The sequence below is a fragment of the Terrabacter ginsenosidimutans genome (assembly GCF_039539425.1).
Lineage (GTDB): Bacteria > Actinomycetota > Actinomycetes > Actinomycetales > Dermatophilaceae > Terrabacter > Terrabacter ginsenosidimutans.
The window spans coordinates 1-16,762 of sequence record NZ_BAABDC010000003.1; the positions used below are offsets into that span (position 1 = coordinate 1).

Consider the following 16,762-nt stretch of genomic DNA (forward strand, 5'->3'; position numbering starts at 1 on the left):
GTCGACGGGGCGTCGGCCAGGCCGGCCACGTCGGGCAGGCAGGTCTCACGCGAGAGCGCCCATGGTCGCGCCGACAACTGTGCCAGCAGCAACGTCCGCCCCGCGGGCGTGCCCAGCAGCGAGGGCAACATGCCGCGCAGCGCTCGGACCAGAGCAATCGACGGCCGCAGCGTGGCGCCGAACACGACGAGCTCGCGATCGCTCCAGAAACCGCCCGGGTCCAGAGCCACGGTGTCGCCACCGACTCCCCGCCGGGCGAGTTCAAGCACAATCCGTCCACCCATCGACTGGCCAGCAGTCGCGACCCCCTCCAAACCCTGTTCACGGATAAAGTCCGCGACGGAGTCGGTCAGGGACGCGATCGAGACCTCGCCCGTCAACGACGGGGTATCACCGAATCCCGGCAGGTCGACAGCGATGACCTCCCGGCGCTCCGCAAGTTGCTCGATGATCGGGGCCCACGACCGCCATCCCGCGCCCAGACCGTGCACGAGCAACAGCGGCCTGCCGCGTCCCCGTCGAATGTAGTTGAGCGTCATTCCCGCGACGCTATCTCACGCGGATCCCCGCGTTGCCGAGGCAGTCGCGCCCCTGGTGAGCACCGCTCGCATCCAGCCGCAGCCCACCGCGCTGGCCGGGCGTGTCAGTCGGCAGCTTCGGAGTTGAAGGCGCGTGGTGTCATGACCGCGGCTGGCTCGAACTCGACCGGCGTGGGTTGAGGGCCGTCCATGGTCAGGCCGGCCCGTGACATGGCCTTCGGGAACACGTCGCGGTTGAAGGCATCCAGCTGATCCTTCGACTCCCACACCTCGGTCAGGTCGAAGCCCTGCTCCGTCGGATAGGCGAAGTGCACCAGCAGCCCCTCGCCTCCACCGTCCTCGGACAAGGTGTCGAGGACCGCCTTGTGCATGGCCAGGTAGGCGTCGATGGGCGCCGGGAAGTGGAGCACGTATCCGTACATCGCAAACCTCCATCTCGTCCTTCGATGGGACGGCACAGGTTCGGCACCTGTCAAGCGTCATGACAGTCGAGTGCAAGCTGGGCCACCAGTGGGACTGTCGTCGGTGACGAGGTGTGACGCATCGTCCACGTGGGAGGACTCGCAGCGCACGGCATATCGCCCCGGGCTGCGACAGGCGAGCTGTCGCGGACAGCGCGTCGTCGACGACCGTTCTGTCGGAGAGGCTTGCCGCCCTCGTATGCCATGTGGCCCGGCATGGACGCAAGGACGCCATCGCCCCCGTCCCGCGACCGACGTGTCGCGGAACGGGGGCGTGCAAGCGCACCGCTGGGGCGCCTCAGTGGGTGGGCACGGCGGCCGCCAGCGCCCGCCGCTCGGCCGGCGAGGGGACGAACCCGGAGGACAGCTCGGCCCGCAAGGTCTGGGTGTCCAGGGCTCCCTGCCACCGCGCCACGGCGATGCAGCAGACGATGTTGCAGATGGTGCTCGTCAGGGCGCGGGCCTCGCTCATGAAGCGGTCGATGCCGACGATGAGGGCGACTCCCGCAACGGGCACGTCGGGCATGACGGTGAGGGTGGCGACGAGGGCGACGAACCCGCTGCCAGTGACGCCGGCAGCGCCCTTGGAGGTCAGGAGCATCATGCCGATCATCAGCAGGATCTGGCTCCAGCCGAGGTGGATGTCGCAGGCCTGGGCGATGAACATAGAGGCCAGCGTGAGGTAGACGGCCGTGCCCGTGAGGTTGAAGGAGTAGCCGGTCGGTACGACCAGGCCGACCACCCCACGGTCGCAGCCGAGTTTCTCGAGCTTGGAGAGCAGGCGGGGAAGCACCGGCTCGCTTGACGAGGTGGCCAGCACGATGAGGATCTCGTCACGGAAGTACTTGAGCACCTGCAGCAGGCTGAAGCCGGTGATCTTCGCGACCGTGCCCAGGCCGACGAGGACGAAGACGACGCACGCTGCGTAGAACGCGAGGATCAGCATCCCGAGGTTCCCGATGGAGTGGGCCCCGTACTTGCCGACGGTGAACGCCATGGCGCCGAACGCACCAATGGGAGCGACCTTCATGAGGTAGCCGAAGACGACGAAGAGCACTCGGTTGAAGCTGGTGATGACGTCAAGGGCGACCTTGCCGGCGCTACCGAGCTTGGCGAAGGCGAAGCCGCACAGGGTCGCGATGAGCAGCACCGGGAGGATGGCCCCGTCGGCGAAGGCACCGACGAACGTGGTGGGGATGAGGCCGAGGAGGAAGTCCGCGAGGCTGTTGTGGCTTGCCTCGGTGGAGTACTTGGCCGTGACGCTCGCGTCCAGGTGGGCTGGGTCGACGTGCATGCCGGTGCCCGGGTGCAGGAGCAGGACCGCGGCGAGGCCGAGCGCGAGCGCCAGGGCCGTGAGGGCGTAGAAGAGCCCGAGCGAGCGCAGGAGGGTGGGGCCGACTCGCTTGACGTCGGACATCGAGGTGATGCCGCTGACGATGGTGCCGAAGACGATCGGGGCGATCATGAACCTGACCAGCTTGACGAACGCGTCGCCCAGCGGCTTGAGGTTGGCACCCAGGTCTGGCCACAAAGCTCCGACGAGGATTCCGAGCGCGACGCCGATGAGGACCTGCACGTACAGGTGCCCGAGGATGGTTTTGATCTTCATTGAAAAACTTCCTGGGTCGGCCCCGCTCTGGCGAGAGGGCATGTTCATTGAAGCGGTGTTGGTTACGCCACGGTTCGAGCGACCTCGATGTGGGCAGTGGCGAGCTGACGGGCGGCGCGGTCGAGGACGACCTCCACGACGTTGCCGGCCGGGTCGGTGACGACCTCGGTCGTGACCACGCCTGCCGGCGTGCCGATCCGCAGCCGATGGCCGTGGCCGGATGTCGACTGCCGGGTGAGGCTGTCTGCGACGACTGAACCGGTGACGTCGGCTGCGGCAGAGACCGCCACGGCAGAGGTCAGGCCGATCGCGGGATGCGGCGCCAGCATCGAGAGCATCCGCACCCTCAGGTCGTGGCTTTCCTCGGGGACGACGGTTCCGTCCGAGGCGGTGTAGGTGCCTGCGGGCGCGACGAGGCCGACCTTGGGGATCGCGTTCTGCGGAGGAGCGCCGGGGGGTCGTAGCCCCATGGCCACTCCCGCTGCCGCGCGCACCTCGAGGAGCAGGGGAAGTGCTTCCGTCAGGCTGTCCGTCATCGAGGACAGGTCGACTCCCAGGTCGCCCGCCCGGGCGAAGACGGCCGGTGCTCCGGCGTCGACCATCGTGGCGGCCAGCGACCGACCTCCGGCCGTGACGGTGAGCCGGTCGGCCGGCGAGCCGGTCGGGAGCAGGCTGCCGGTCGACTGCCCCCACGGGGCGTGGAACGACAGTCGGACCGGGACGCCCGGGGCGGCGCTGCCGGGAACTCGTGCCTGGCCGGACGTCGGGACCCGTCGGAGAGGTGTCGCGATGGTCCCGGTGAGGATCGCCCCGGTGTTGAGGTTGCGCATCGTGACGCGGGTGGCCATCTCCCCGGCGGGCACGATGCCGGCCTGCACGGCATACAGGGCGATGGCCGTGGCGCAGTTGCCGCAGTTGGACCCCAGCTCGACGGTGGTGTCACCGATGCCCACCTGCGCGAAGAGGTAGTCGAGGTCCGCGGGTCCGTCCGGCGTCCCGGTGACGATGGCGGCCTTCGAGGTCGTCGAGGTGCCACCACCGACGCCGTCGAGCTGGCGCGCGTCCCCAGCGCCGAACGCGTCAGCCAACAACTGGAGCATCTCCTCGTGGGTGCTCGCGTGGCGGGCGACGTCGTCGGCATCGAAGAGCCAGCACTTGCTCGTTCCGCCTCGATACCAGTGACCGTGGAGCTGCACGGTCGCCTCCTCTCTCCAGAGGGGCCCGGATCGGCCCCGCTCCGCCAACGATCCCGATCCGTAGGCTTCAGCACAATCAGAGAAAACTTGAGGAGTGTCGACTTTTGCTAAAGTCACTGCATGCTCGACCTCGACCTCCGACGGCTCCGGTTGTTGCGCGAAGTCAGCCGGCTCGGTTCACTCACCGCCGCTGCGGCTGAGCTGTCCTTCACCACCTCGGCCGTGTCCCAGCAGGTGACGAAGCTCGAACACGAGATGGGGGTGGCGCTGCTCGAGCGGCACCCGCGCGGGGCCGTGCTGACCGAGGCCGGGCGGGCACTGCTGCGCTACGCCGACGACATCGACCGGATCATCGAGGCCGCCCGTGCCGAGATGGACGAGTTCGCGGGGCTGCGCCGTGGCCAGCTGCGCATGGGCACCTTCCCCACCGTCGGTGCCTCGCTCATGCCCGACGTCGTGCTGGCCTTCCGTGCCCGCCACCCCGAGGTGACCGTCACCGTCGTCAGCGCCCGGCGCGCCGGCCTCGTGGACCGGCTGAAGCGTCGCGACATCGAACTGACGCTGCTCTGGGACTACCCCTGGCAGCGGATCAAGGACGAGGAGCTCACCACCGTCACGCTGATGAGCGACCCGACGCTGCTGCTCCTGCCCCGGGAGCACAAGCTCGCCCACGCCCCTGCCGTACGAGCGGAGGCCCTCCAGGACGAGCACTGGATCGTCCGCGATGAGCACCCGGTTGCCGACGTCCTGCGCCGCGTCTGCCGGGCCGCGGGATTCGAACCGAGCGTCGCGTTCGCGGCGAACGACTACCAGGAGACGCAGGGCATGGTCGCGGCCGGCATCGGGATCGCCCTTGCTCCTCAGCTGGCCCTGAGCGCTCTGCGCCCCGACGTGGTCGCCGTTCCGCTCGAGAACGCGCCCAGCCGCAGGATCCTGCTGGCCCACCTCAGCGGCCGACACCTCAGCCCGTCAGCCCGGCAGGCGACGGAGGTATGCCGATCCATCGCGAGTGCGCACCTGGCGAGTACGTGACGCTCCGGCAACGGCTCGAAGCGTGTACGCGGCGGTACTGCTCGTGCGGTCGCGAGGCGGCGCTGACCGGCAAATCCGGTAGACCGGTAGACCTACGAATCCCTGTACGTGAGCGGCCCCAGCAAAGTGCCCTGGACGTGGTCGGTCTTTTCGCCGCGAGTCGGGCGTGTGGCCACCAAGGGATACGGGTTTCAGCGCCGGATCTATCAGCGCCGGATCTAATGGGGAGACGGCTGCTTGTGAGCTGCCATTCGCTCTGGGCCGGAGGGGCAAGGCCCGAAGGACGGGCTCGGATCACCCCATGAAGACGCCCTTGGCGGGTGAACCGCAGCGGTCCGTCGAGTCATTCGGTGATCGCCACTCAGCCCTCTGCGAGACGGATGCGTCATCCGCGGAGGGCCTGGGCCCCGGATGCATAGGAGCGGGGATCGGGGTGTCCACGCGCCGCTGGCCCGTACCAACCACCAATAAGACTGCCGGGGGACGTGCCGTTGCCCGGCGCCCTTCAGGGTACCGAGCGCCGACACGGCGTTCCACGGCACTTCGACAGCTGGCCCTGGACTCACTTCCCGGAAGCTAGGCGCTCAGCCCTGCCGCGTGGCCAGAGCTTCGAAGTTCTCGTAGAGCTCAGGGACGCCGTGCTTTTCACGCAGCTTCACGGCTGCTGGACCCACCCGGGTCCATAGCCCTGAGACCCAGAGCCAGTCCAGGACCAGGTCGGTGTCCAGGAGCCCGTTCTTGGTGAGCGTGCCAACGGTCTCACCCCAGGTCAGGATTCGGGATACGAGAACGTCCTCGGCCGACGCCGTTTCGGGGTCGAAGGTGTCGCTCCAGATTGCGTGCTGTGCCTCCTCGATGCCCATCGTGGAGCCCCACTGTGCGAGTTGCACGAGCAGGGCTGCGTCTTCCCGGTTCGCCACGTCACGTCTCCTGTCCGAACATCTGCCCTGATCCTCGATGGTGCTGTTGGCGACGCTACTCGCCACCGCGTGCAACCGGAGGAACTTTGCCCGGGACCGTGTTTGGCTGGAGCGACCATCGAGGCAACGTCAGGACCACAGACCGACCGCACCCGATGCCGCCTCGGCCTGCCGCCGCTCTCGGTCGCCGACAGGATTCGCCGTGTCGGCAACTTGTCGGCGACAGTAGAGGCCGTCCCGCGACTGGGGCGCCCACCTGCCCCGAGCTCGAGCAGCCCAGTCCGCAAGACCCGGCCTGACGCGATGCCGCCCGCGCCGAGCTTTTGACAGGATTTGGCAGGGTCATACCGCCGCGAACTCGGCTCGCACACACTGACCATGCAGACCGCCTAGGACAGAGACGGCAACGCAGATCGTAGCCACACCAGCGCTTGGGGGCGCACGATGTCATGGTGGAGACGTGGGACGCCTTGCGGGCGCGAAGAAACGTTCGGCAGTTCAGTGATCGGCCAGTCCCGGACGAGGCGCTGGATCGGATTCTCGAGGCCGGGCGACGTGCCCCGTCGGCGGGCAACTGGCAGCCGTGGGACTTCGTGCTCATCACGGACCGGGCGCAACTGGTCGAACTGGCCCAGGTGTGGCAAGGCGCCACGCATGTAGCCGGAGCGGCAGCCGCAATCGCGATCGTCGCGCCGGATCCGCAGGACGATCGGCAGTCCGCTCTCCTGCAGTACGACCTCGGGCAGGCCACCTATGCGATGACCATCGCCGCAGCCGACTTGGGCATCGGCACAGGCCATGCTGCGGCCGCCGACCAGAAACAGGCCCGCGCGGTTCTGGGCTTCCCCGAAGGACGGTTCCTGGCCTACGTGCTCGCCGTCGGTTATCCGTCGGACAAGCCGCTTGCCGTCATCGAGCGGCTGAACCGACGCCCCTTCGCCGAGGTGGTGCACCGCGGACGCTGGTGACCAGTCCGATGAGGCAAGCGAGACCAGCGTCACGGTCGAGCCTGAGCGCGGAGAACTCATCACCCTGATGAGCTGTCGTGTGCCTGTGGCCAACCCGCTCGGGACCGCCGAGGACATCACCCGCAGCGCGAGTGTGTCGGGCGTCGCCGCAGAGCACGCGACGGACTCGGCAGACGTCTCAGGAGCGGGTCGTCTGCAGGAGGTAGTCGGCCACCAGTCGAGGCTGCACGACTGGCAGCAAATGCCCACCCGGAAGGACGTCGGCCTCGACGCCCAGCCGGTCGCGAGCGATCTTGCGCTGCAAGCCGATCGGGAAGAAACGGTCGTCAGCGCCGACCAGGACACGGATCCTGATCGCCGGCCACGCCGTGAAGTCACACACCGATCCAAAGACGACGTCAGCCTCGTTGCGCTGATACGCCTCGCCCTCGGCCGCGACCTCGGCGTCGACATCGTGCAGGAAGTAGGTCGCCACGTCGAAGGGACCGTAGCCACCGGCGCGGGCTGCCTCCTCTCGGGCTTCAACCGCGCCCGTGTGCGCCCACCAGTCGCCAGCGGTCTCGCCAGGCTCCGGGATCATCGCGTTGACCAGCACCAGCTCACGGACCGGCACCCGCTCGCAGACGAGCGGAGCGGTGAAGCCTCCGAGCGACCCCGCGGCGAGCACGACGTCCGAGCGCGAGCCGATCGCGTCCACCATCAGCTCGGCGTAGCGGTTCAGTCCGGCGGTTTCGTCGTCGCCGGGCAGATCGACCGCGATCACGTCGTGCCCGGCCTCGAGCAGCAACCTTGTGACTCGACTCCAGACCCACGCCGACCCACCTGCTCCCGGAATGAGAACGAAGGTAGGCATGCCTGACTGTAGCCAGACCGACACGGGCTTCGCGGCCCGCGCCGTCAGTTAGGGCGGTGCGTCAGGCGTCCCGATCGCTCGACGGCCGCCAAGGCTCGTGCTGGTGCGAGAGCCAGACCTCGTGAGGTGCGAGTGCCCGGATCAGGCGCTGGCCTTCGGTGCGTGGATCGTCGAGCTCGTCGAAGAAGACGGCCGTGTCACCGGCGATAACGACTGAGCGGCCGCCCGTTTCGACGACCACGACCTGCGAGCCTCGGGTGTGGCCTGGTGTCGGGACGAGCCGGACGCCCGGTAACAGCTCGAGCGTGCCGTCGACCGGCACGTACTGCACTCCGGGAGCGTCGACCCACTCGCGGATCGTGTAGTCGTCCTCGGTGCGCGCGTCGTCCAGCTCTGTGCGTTGGACGTAGACCGGTGTGCCGGCGAAGAGGTGGTTGCCGCCGCAGTGGTCGAAGTGCAGGTGCGTGTTGACGACGGCGTCGACTCCGGCCAGGTCGAAGTCGGTTCGCTCGCTCAGTGGAGTCAGCTGGGGGTCCATGTCCTTGACCGCCGGGTGCAGCTGCGTCATGCCGGTGTCGACCAGCACGCGTCCGTCTGGATGGTCGATGACGTGGACGTAAACCGGCATCCGGTCGCCGTCGGCGAGCAGCTCGGCGACGAGCACCGGCGTGATGGTCGGCAGCGAGACCTCACGTCCCGGTCCCTCGCTCTTCTCGGTTCGTGGATCGCCCATGGCGGAAAGTCTGGGGGACGACGGTCGGCTCGCGGTGGCTTATGCCGCACGATGTTCCTGCTCATGCCTGGCCTGCGGTCAGCAGACGGCGCCTAGTCTGTTTGTGCATGGCAACCGTGATCATGCATGCAGTGGTGTCCGTGGACGGTTTCATCGCCGACGAGAACGAAGACGTGGGGCCGCTGTTCGACTGGTACTTCAACGGTGACATGCCTATCGCAGACGAGGCGGGCGAGGACCGTCACGCCCCGTTCCGGGTCAGCGCCCGATCCCATGAGTACGTCAGCTCGTTCTGGGGCAGCATCGGTGCCACCATCCAGGGGCGGCACCTGTTCGACCTGACCAACGGCTGGGAGGCCGAGCCGCCAGCCGGTGAGCATCTGGTGGTGGTGTCCCATCGCCCAAAGCCCGAGGGTTGGCACCCAGAGGCTGATGTCCCGTTCTTCGCCGACGTCACCGGCGCCGTTGAGGAGGCGAAGCGCCGGGCTGGAGACCGAGTCGTCGCGGTCTGTGCCGGGAACGTCGGGGGGCAGGCGCTCGCACTCGACCTGGTGGACGAGGTGGCGATGGACGTCGTGCCGGTGGTGTTCGGCAAGGGCAAGAGGTACTTCGGCCCGATCGATGCCCAGCACCTGCTCGACGATCCGAGCGTCGTCATTCAAGGCGACAGGGTTCTTCACCTGCGATATCGGGTCCGCCGCTGAGACCAGGCAGCCGTTGCCCGCCTGGATGCTGAGCACCCCGGGACGTGGTCCTAGCTCGACGGGGCGCCTCGATGAGGATCTTCCGAGTCCCAGGTAGACCCGCATCGTTCACACTCGCGGTCATATCCCGGGTGGCCGCAGCCGATCCACTCGACCCAGACTGGCGTCCTGGTCGTTGCTTCCTCGTCCATTGGAAGCCCGATCATGAGGTGTCGGACCTCGCTACTGCCGCAGGAAGGGCAGCGGCCGCGGGGCACGTCGTAGGGCGCGACCTCGTCGGCGTCCACTCCTCCAGGGGGCAGCATCATGCCGCCATGCTCCCATCAAGCTCCGACGGTCCGACGTGGTTTCACCAGCCGGGGTCTTTCCGCCGCCAGCTCACTGGCGTTCATTCGAGAGCAGGGCGAGGAAGCGCTCTGCGTCGCCGGTGCGGGGCAGGTTGTTGAACATGACGTAGGGGGACGGTCGGCCGTCGACCAGGTCCCGCAGACGGCGCAGCTCCTCATCCGTGTGGACGTGCCGCGAGCCCGTGGTGCCGTGCAGCCGGTAGTAGGTCTGCTCCGGTGTCACCGTCTCGGTCTGCATCGGGTCCACGACGTGAACGAGGTCCAGCTCGGCACAGAGCTCCGCGAGCAGCGGCGTGGGCCAGTCACCACGGGGCTCCCACAGCAGTCGCCCGGCAGGCCGCTCCACCTGCGACATGAAGCGACGCAGCCGTCCGACGTTCTCGGCCGTCGGGCGGAAGCTCTTCGGGCACTGGAGCAGCACGGCGGTCGCCCGCAGGAGGCGGGCGCACTCGAGCGTGCGCTGCCAGCCCGCAAGGACCTCGGGCGTCGTCCGGAACCCGCCCACCTGACCACGTGCCCTGTCCGGCAACGGCTGCTTCAGCCGCCGGTAGGTGGGGCTGTTGGACTCATGAGTGACGATCTGCCATGCCTTGATCGTGAACTCGAAGTCGGCCGGCACCTGGGTGCGCCAGCGCGTCAGCACGGCATCCGCCGGCGGGCCGTAGAACGTGTGCTGCACCTCGACGACGGGGAAGCGCCGCACATACGAGGACTGCGAGATGGTCCAACCGCACAGTCCGACGCGAACGTCCACGCCCTATCCCTCCCAGGCGTGGCGGGCTCGACCCGACGCCCTGCGCAGCATGTTCCACTCGCCCATACGCGGGAGTCTTCCCTATCGGGAGTGCCTCGGAGCGAGCTGCTCGACTCAGAGTTCTGCCCACCGTCGTGGAAGGTCTGCCACCGAGTCGAGCACCGCGTCGGGCCTGACGCTTCCGGTCAGATCGGACGCGCTGAACTTGCCCGTCCGCACGAGCACGCCCTTCAGGCCAGCCAGCTGTGCACCCTCGACGTCGGTGTGGAGGTCGTCGCCGATCATGACGACCTGGTCGGCCGGCACGCCCAGAGCATCGACTGCGGCGCCGTAGAAGGTCGGGTCGGGCTTACCGACGACGACCGCGGTCCGGCCCGCGGCATACTCCAGCGCCCGCACGAAGGCGCCCGCGTCGAGTCGAAGGCCGTCCTCGGCGCGCCAGTACCGCGTCATCCCCAATGCCACCAGCGGTATTGCGGGGTCGCTCATCAGCAGGCGAAGAGCGCGGTTGAGCTCGGAGTAGCTCCAGCCCTCGCCGAGATCACCGACGACCACCGCACCAGCGCCGTGTTCGGCGCCGTCCGGAAGAGGATCCAGCTCGGCGAACTCGGCGGCGGTGGCGTCAGGGACGAACACCGCGGGCCTGGTGATGCCGTGGCCCCGCAACCATGCCACCGCAGACACCGCTGGCGTGAGGACCTGATCCGGCCCCGCCGGGATCCCCAGACCTGCCAGCTTGGCGACCATCGCCTGCCGCGGCCGCGAGGTCGTGTTGGTCAGGAAGACGTGCGCAATGCCCTCGCGGACCAGCCAGTCGACGGCATCCACGGCGCCCGGCACCGGCCGGTCACCGACGTAGACGACCCCGTCGAGGTCGAGCAACACCCCACGCATGTCTCCATCATCGTGCGCCCCGTGTCACCAGCGCTGGTGCACGTCCTCGACCCATCCGAACAGCCCGTCCACGCCGACCTCACCCACGCGCCCCCTCCAGGTGCCGAAGCACTGGTGCGTGCGCGAGGCCAGGACGCCCAGCTGGGTGACCGACTCGCGAACGTGCTCGGGATGGAACGTCAGCGCGACCGGGCCGCCGTCGATCCGCCACGGCGACATCCAGTCCTCCGGTGAGTACTGCCACCGGAGGTCGTCACTGATCTTCGTGAGCCACCCGTCGACGATGACCGCGTTCTCGGTCGAACCGGTTCCATCGGTCCATCTGCCGCCGAGCTGGAGGCCGATCGTGCGGCCCCCGACGATGCCCGAGCCGGAGCCCCAGTTCCACGAGACCGCATACGGCCAGCGCCCGCGGCCGTGGTCGAGGGTCGCCCACGAGGTTCCGTCCGCGGTCCTGTATGCCGTGCCGTCCACGATGACGCGGCCCACCGCCGGGCGGGCTGGGTCCTTGACGGTGTACTGGAAGAGCCGGTCGCTCCACGGCACCACGACGCCGAGTCGGTCATGTCCCGGCACGAGATGGGCGATGACGTCGAGGTCGACGCGCTTGCTCCGCGCGCGCAGTCTGGTGCCGTCGGGGGTGGCGACGATGTCGATGGCGAGGTGCTTCGTGCGGGCGCGGGCCGGGCCTCGGTCGAGGGTGCCCGGCAGGCTCGTGCCGCGGCCCAGAGGTGAGATCGCGTCCACCGAGATCTGCTCGCCCGAGCGGCGGTCGAGGACGAACAGGGAGGGGACCGCGGCATACCCGATGTCGGACACCACGACGGCGGCCACGTGCGTCTCGAACGTGACCGCCCAGTACTCCCAGCGCTTGTTGCGGCCCCAGCCGACGCGGCCGTGGCCCACGCCGTCGGTGCGGTGCAGCGGGGAACGTGTCCAGCCCACCGCGGCGGGATTGAGGCGACCGTTCCCCAGCGTGAGGTCGACGGCTTCGGTGATCTCGCGTTCCTGGGGCACGTGCCCCATCATCGGCCTGCCACGTCGGCCATGGGGCCGACGTGGCAGACCGCGACTGCCGTCCCGATGCCGGCGTCGGAACCCCGGTCAGTCGCCAGGCGCCTCCGGGCCGGTGGAGATCTGGCGCAGGGTCGAGATGACCGTGACCTCAGGCCAGTACTTGGCATGCAGCTCGGCGAACTTCCGCTGATCCGCCACGGCCTCCTCGACGGTGTCGTACTGCATGATTGACCAGCCTCCGATGACCTCCTTCGCCTCGGCGTACGGGCCATCGTGCTGACTGATCTCGCCCTGGCGGACCACGAAGTTCACGGCGTCCTCCGTGCCGTACAGGCCGCCGCCGTCGAGGAACACGCCTGCGGCGGCCCGCTCGCCGATGTGGACGTCCATCGCGTCGAAGAGTGCCTGGGGCGGGGTACCGATCCCCTCTTCCATTCGCACGAAACCCATGAAACGCGGCATGTCGATCACTCCTACTGGTGGTTGGGGTGTTGCTTCGCACTCGTACGTCGAGCGGCTGGGAAGGACTTCGACATCCACCTCGAGCCTTTTCCCAAGTCTGGGAGGAAGCTGCTTTCCCGGATATGCCACTGCGGGTGCGTCCTGCGCCGGCAAGGGGCCCACCCAGCCGCGAGATCACGGGCCGCAGCGAGGGGCGGTCGTCGTCTTGTAGAAGTCGAACCTCACGTCATTCGAGTCCGGGACCACGATGACCGGGTCTCGACCCCGACGCCATTCCTCCGGGGCCAGGAAGTAGCGCCCCCCTGATCGAATGAGAAGGCGGAGACCTGTGTAGCAGTACCGATAGTGCGTCGAGCCGTCGCCGCCTTCTACACCCAGCGTGCCGCTACCGGTGATGCGCAGGTCCTTGCTGCTCAGCAACACCACTGCCGGTCGCCCGCGGAGGTTTGTCGCGAGGTCCTGAGCGACCTGTAGTCCGCGATAGGACGCATAGCTGGAGACGGTCCAGAAGCCGAGAAGCACTATGAGCATCGTGACGATGGCACGGACGACACTTTCTCCGCTCGGGTCGGCACCGACTACCACTGGGCGCATGACGGTCCGACGCCTGAGCCACCAGGCGCCGTAGGCCGCCACGACAGATCCGGACAGCAGAAGGACCGGGACGACCGGCCACGCCGTACGGAAACTGACGATTCCGCCGACCGCTGCGGCGCCCAGTGCCATGGCGATCGCTCCCAAGACCACGAGTGGGAGGCCGATCGCCACAACGTTCTGTCGTTGGCGAAGCACTTGGTGCACAACGAGTCCGAGCAGCAGCACCACCAACGCCATGGCGGCCGGCCAGTACGCGGAGCCCACGCTTCTCAACACGTAGTCCCTGAACGACAGGTCGAGGACGTCCAGCTCGATCCCGAAATAGCTGAACGTCGACGCCGCTCGGGCCCAGCCGAAGTAGAAGAGCAGCGCACCAGCCAGGCCCGTCAGGCCCGCCACTCTCGCAGCCGTCTCCAAGGTCCGGTTCACGACCGATTGAGGCCGCTGCTGAGTCGTATCCGGTTTTCCTGCTCGGGCAGGCCGCCTCGATGATGCGAGGTGGCGTCCGGGCGTCACCCGGTCTGCGTCAGCGCGGCGCACTCGTCGAATCCAAGGGATCGAGCCAACTCGGATGCCTTTCGTCCTGAGGCAATCACGCGCTCCCTCGCGCTGGCAATCGCCGCCGAATCGCTGCTCTGGTAACTGGCAAGCAGGGCCACCCCGGAGCTTGCGTAGTCGGCGAAGGCTACCGAGAGTTCGTGTTGCTTCAGCGTTTCGAGCTCAGTCGCCAACCGGGACGCCATGTTGTTGAGGAGGTCCTGTGCGGACGGAGCGGGCCAACCGTCAGGCATGGTGGTGGGGCTGACGGCGGCCGCCGTGCACAGCGCATTGACGTCCACGGTTGTCGGCATGGGCTCTGGTGGGCCACCGGCGCCGCCGCTCGGGTCCTTGTTGGGTGGCGCCGTGAAAGTAGGTTCCGCTGGGCCGCCGGCCCCACCGCTCAGATCCTCACCCGCTGGAGGGGTGGCGCTGGGTTCCACCGGTCCGCCGGCGCCACCCTCAAGTTGCCCGCCGTCCCCCTGTGTAGCCACGCCGTTTGAGCTGGCCGAACTGAATGTGGATCCCTGCTCAGCCGTCGAATTGCATGCCGCTCCGAGCAGGGCGACGGGCATCACAGCCACCCAAGGGACGGCGGCACGTAACCATCGGATCGGCATGAAAGGCTCCTATGGGCACCATCACAAACGTAACACCGAGGGCCCCAGGCGTTGCCCGAATTCCGTTCTCGGACCAGCCTGTCCCGGTGGGACAGTGGGCGGATGGAGATCCAGCTCAGCATGCTGATCCTCGAGGTCCGCGACCTGGCGACGTCGGTCGCGTTCTATCGCGACCTCGGTCTCGACGTCCCGGATCCGGTGCCGGGTCGACCTGTCGTGATCCATCGGATGGGCAGTGGCGTCAGCCTGCTGCTGACGACCTCGTTCGCCGCCACCTACGACCCGGCCTGGACCCGGCCGGCCGGGGGCTACCAGCAGCTGCTCGAGTTCTATGTGGGCGAGGACTCCGTCGTCGACCAGCGTTGGGCCGACCTCGTCGCCGCTGGCCATCCCAGCCGCATGCCACCCACGCAGACGACGGGCCCGTATGCCGCCATGGTCGACGATCCCGACGGCAACGTCGTCCTGCTGACGTCCGACGAAGCGGCTCGGGTCGACACGGACGACGCGTAGCGTTCCACGCGCCGACCGGGTGCCGCGGATGACCTCAGTCCACCGCTCGTGGTTGGCCCAGGCTTGCGCACGAGTTGGTGCGCAGCGAGGACCGCCGCGACCTGTGTGCGAGCAGGTCCTGGCGCGATCGCCAGTCGGGATATGTGCAAAACCCCACGAAAAGGTAAAAGTGGGGCTTACCGTGCGATTTCTAACTGGTGACTCGAAACACGCGGAACGCCCGTCGTGCCTTTCCCGCCAGAGTCGTGGGGGTTCTTCCGTGCGTTGCGGTATTCGTGGTCGCAGTCTTTCTGTGGCGATAACCGGCTTCATGTTTCTGTCCGTGGCGGGCGTTGAGGCGGGCGCCGCAACAGCGGTCGCCGCTCCCACCGCACCCAGCTATGCGGTGACGGCGACCATCCCGGTCGGCGCCGGACCCGCGCCCGTCGCGGTGAACTCCAGGAGTGGCCGGCTGTACGTCGGGAACCAGACCGATCGCACCGTCTCGGTCGTCAACACCGCGGACAACGCCGTCGGCGCGACCGTTGCCGTTGGAGGGTCGCCCTTGGCGCTCGCGGTCAACCCGGTGACCGACAAGACGTACGCCACGACGGCGACCGGCGGCAGCGGTTACCACGAGGGCCAGCTCGTCGAGATCGACCACGCGAACACGCTCGTCGCCTCGCGTCAGCTTCAGCAGGATGGCGATGGCCCGCACTTCGGGGCCGCGGTCAACTCGGTCACCGACACCGTGTTCGTCTCCCACTTCTACGGCGGATCGGTCTCGGGGATCTCCGGCGCGACGCTTGCCCCCACGGCCACCTTCGGCGCGGGCCCCATCGTCTTCGGTGTCGCCGTCAACGAGCTGACCAACACCGTCTACGTGACCAACCTCGACAGCGGCGCCGTGACGGTCGTCAATGGTTCGACTCACGGCGTCCTCGCGACCGTCCCCGTTGGCGGGCGTGCCAGCTCAGTCGCCGTCGATCCCTCCCGACACACGGCCTATGTGAACGCCAGCCCCGACACCGTCGCGGTGATCGATACCACGACCAACCAGGTGGTGGCCCACGTGCGTGTGGGTCACGATCCCAGGCAGGTCGCGGTCGATCCCAGTGCGGGAGTCGTCTACGTCGCGAACAACCAGGACAACACGGTGTCGGTGATCGATGAGGCGACCAACACGGTGACCGCCACCGTCCCGGTCGGCAACGCCCCCAGCGGGGTCGCCGTCGACGCGGACACCGGGACCGCGTACGTCACCAACACCGCAAGCAACACGGTGTCGGTGATCCGTACGATCGACACGACGGCGCCGACCGTCACCGCCTCAGCGACCTCGAACGGGTCGCCCTACACCGCCGGCACGTGGACCAACCACGACGTGAGCGTGCACTACACCTGCACGGACAACCTCGGTGGCTCCGGCGTCGCCTCGGTCACCCCGGACCAGACCGTCGGCACCGACGGAGACGGGCAGTCCGCCACCGGCAGCTGCACCGACATCGCCGGCAACACCGCCTCGGCCACGTTCACGGGCATCCGCATCGACAAGGCCGCCCCGACCGTGACCTACAGCGGCAACGCGGGCAGCTACACCGTCGACCAGCAGGTCTCGATCACGTGCACCCCCGCCGACACGCTCTCCGGTGTCGCCTCCTCCACCTGCGCGAACACTTCTGGCCCGGCCTACAGCTTCGGCCTCGGATCGCACACCCTGACGGCGACCGCGACCGACAACGCCGGGAACCAGGGGTCCGCGACGACGACGTTCAACGTGCTGGTGAGCTCGGGCAGCCTGGCCAACCTGGTCACCCAGTTCTCCACGAACGCCGGTGTGGCCACTGGCCTCTGTGACAAGCTCATGGCCGCCGCACAGGCCGCCGCACGCGGCCAGGACACGGCGAAGAGCAACATCCTTCGCGCGTTCGACCAGCAGGTGTCGGCCCAGACCGGCAAGGCGCTGACCTCCGAGCAGGCTTCCATCCTGACCAACCTGGTCGCCGCTCTCTGAGGCGCGACCCGGG

18 protein-coding genes are annotated in these 16,762 nt (G+C 68.2%); 5 read left to right on the forward strand and 13 right to left on the reverse strand.

Going from position 1 to position 16,762, the window contains the following annotated elements; translation table 11 throughout:
* From ABD831_RS10270 to ABD831_RS10285, 4 genes are all read right to left on the reverse strand, one after another.
* Positions 1-539: alpha/beta fold hydrolase (locus ABD831_RS10270; RefSeq protein WP_344945426.1), on the reverse strand; the 539-nt coding region annotated here is incomplete at its 3' end.
* Positions 540-643: 104 nt separating this feature from the next.
* The gene (locus ABD831_RS10275) at positions 644-961 is read right to left on the reverse strand and encodes a hypothetical protein (RefSeq protein WP_344945429.1); all 318 of its coding nucleotides are present in this window, start codon (positions 959-961) and stop codon (positions 644-646) included.
* Between the two features lie 337 nt (positions 962-1,298).
* Entirely contained in the window at positions 1,299-2,609 is a 1,311-nt protein-coding gene (gene dctA / locus ABD831_RS10280) for a C4-dicarboxylate transporter DctA (RefSeq protein WP_344945432.1), read from the reverse strand.
* Between the two features lie 62 nt (positions 2,610-2,671).
* Entirely contained in the window at positions 2,672-3,805 is a 1,134-nt protein-coding gene (locus tag ABD831_RS10285; RefSeq protein ID WP_344945435.1) for a PrpF domain-containing protein, read from the reverse strand.
* A 120-nt stretch (positions 3,806-3,925) separates the two neighbouring features.
* On the opposite strand from ABD831_RS10285, the gene ABD831_RS10290 reads away from it, so the two are divergent.
* Positions 3,926-4,837 (forward strand): LysR family transcriptional regulator, encoded by a 912-nt coding sequence (locus ABD831_RS10290; RefSeq protein WP_344945438.1) that lies wholly within the window; start codon positions 3,926-3,928, stop codon positions 4,835-4,837.
* A 584-nt stretch (positions 4,838-5,421) separates the two neighbouring features.
* Here ABD831_RS10290 and ABD831_RS10295 read toward each other — a convergent pair.
* A complete protein-coding gene (locus ABD831_RS10295) occupies positions 5,422-5,757 on the reverse strand; it encodes a DUF4760 domain-containing protein (RefSeq protein ID WP_344945441.1) in 336 nt (111 codons plus the stop codon).
* Positions 5,758-6,209: 452 nt separating this feature from the next.
* On the opposite strand from ABD831_RS10295, the gene ABD831_RS10300 reads away from it, so the two are divergent.
* A complete protein-coding gene (locus ABD831_RS10300) occupies positions 6,210-6,725 on the forward strand; it encodes a nitroreductase family protein (protein ID WP_344945444.1) in 516 nt (171 codons plus the stop codon).
* Between the two features lie 178 nt (positions 6,726-6,903).
* Here the strand turns inward: ABD831_RS10300 and ABD831_RS10305 are convergent, their stop codons facing one another.
* Together ABD831_RS10305 and ABD831_RS10310 are read right to left on the reverse strand one after the other, a co-directional pair.
* The gene (locus tag ABD831_RS10305) at positions 6,904-7,578 is read right to left on the reverse strand and encodes an alpha/beta fold hydrolase (RefSeq protein WP_344946902.1); all 675 of its coding nucleotides are present in this window, start codon (positions 7,576-7,578) and stop codon (positions 6,904-6,906) included.
* A gap of 61 nt (positions 7,579-7,639) precedes the next feature.
* Positions 7,640-8,311, reverse strand: coding sequence for an N-acyl homoserine lactonase family protein (locus ABD831_RS10310; RefSeq protein WP_344945446.1), 672 nt, complete (start codon positions 8,309-8,311; stop codon positions 7,640-7,642).
* Between the two features lie 107 nt (positions 8,312-8,418).
* On the opposite strand from ABD831_RS10310, the gene ABD831_RS10315 reads away from it, so the two are divergent.
* Positions 8,419-9,015, forward strand: coding sequence for a dihydrofolate reductase family protein (locus tag ABD831_RS10315; protein WP_344945449.1), 597 nt, complete (start codon positions 8,419-8,421; stop codon positions 9,013-9,015).
* 378 nt (positions 9,016-9,393) lie between these two features.
* On the opposite strand, the gene ABD831_RS10320 is transcribed toward ABD831_RS10315, so the two are convergent.
* From ABD831_RS10320 to ABD831_RS10345, 6 genes are all read right to left on the reverse strand, one after another.
* The gene (locus tag ABD831_RS10320) at positions 9,394-10,116 is read right to left on the reverse strand and encodes a DUF72 domain-containing protein (RefSeq protein ID WP_344945452.1); all 723 of its coding nucleotides are present in this window, start codon (positions 10,114-10,116) and stop codon (positions 9,394-9,396) included.
* Between the two features lie 114 nt (positions 10,117-10,230).
* A complete protein-coding gene (locus ABD831_RS10325; RefSeq protein WP_344945455.1) occupies positions 10,231-11,001 on the reverse strand; it encodes a TIGR01458 family HAD-type hydrolase in 771 nt (256 codons plus the stop codon).
* 33 nt (positions 11,002-11,034) lie between these two features.
* A complete protein-coding gene (locus tag ABD831_RS10330) occupies positions 11,035-12,027 on the reverse strand; it encodes a DUF2804 domain-containing protein (RefSeq protein ID WP_344945458.1) in 993 nt (330 codons plus the stop codon).
* Positions 12,028-12,114: 87 nt separating this feature from the next.
* Positions 12,115-12,489, reverse strand: a complete 375-nt coding sequence (locus ABD831_RS10335; protein ID WP_142179533.1) for a YciI family protein — start codon at positions 12,487-12,489, stop codon at positions 12,115-12,117.
* A gap of 174 nt (positions 12,490-12,663) precedes the next feature.
* Positions 12,664-13,515, reverse strand: a complete 852-nt coding sequence (locus ABD831_RS10340) for a hypothetical protein (protein ID WP_344945464.1) — start codon at positions 13,513-13,515, stop codon at positions 12,664-12,666.
* A gap of 83 nt (positions 13,516-13,598) precedes the next feature.
* Positions 13,599-13,937 carry a hypothetical protein gene (locus ABD831_RS10345; protein WP_344945466.1) on the reverse strand — a complete coding sequence of 113 codons (339 nt, stop codon included), beginning with the start codon at positions 13,935-13,937 and terminating at the stop codon, positions 13,599-13,601.
* Positions 13,938-14,345: 408 nt separating this feature from the next.
* On the opposite strand from ABD831_RS10345, the gene ABD831_RS10350 reads away from it, so the two are divergent.
* Positions 14,346-14,756 (forward strand): VOC family protein, encoded by a 411-nt coding sequence (locus ABD831_RS10350; protein ID WP_142179530.1) that lies wholly within the window; start codon positions 14,346-14,348, stop codon positions 14,754-14,756.
* A 322-nt stretch (positions 14,757-15,078) separates the two neighbouring features.
* Positions 15,079-16,749, forward strand: coding sequence for a beta-propeller fold lactonase family protein (locus ABD831_RS10355; RefSeq protein ID WP_344945469.1), 1,671 nt, complete (start codon positions 15,079-15,081; stop codon positions 16,747-16,749).
* Positions 16,750-16,762 lie beyond the last annotated feature (13 nt).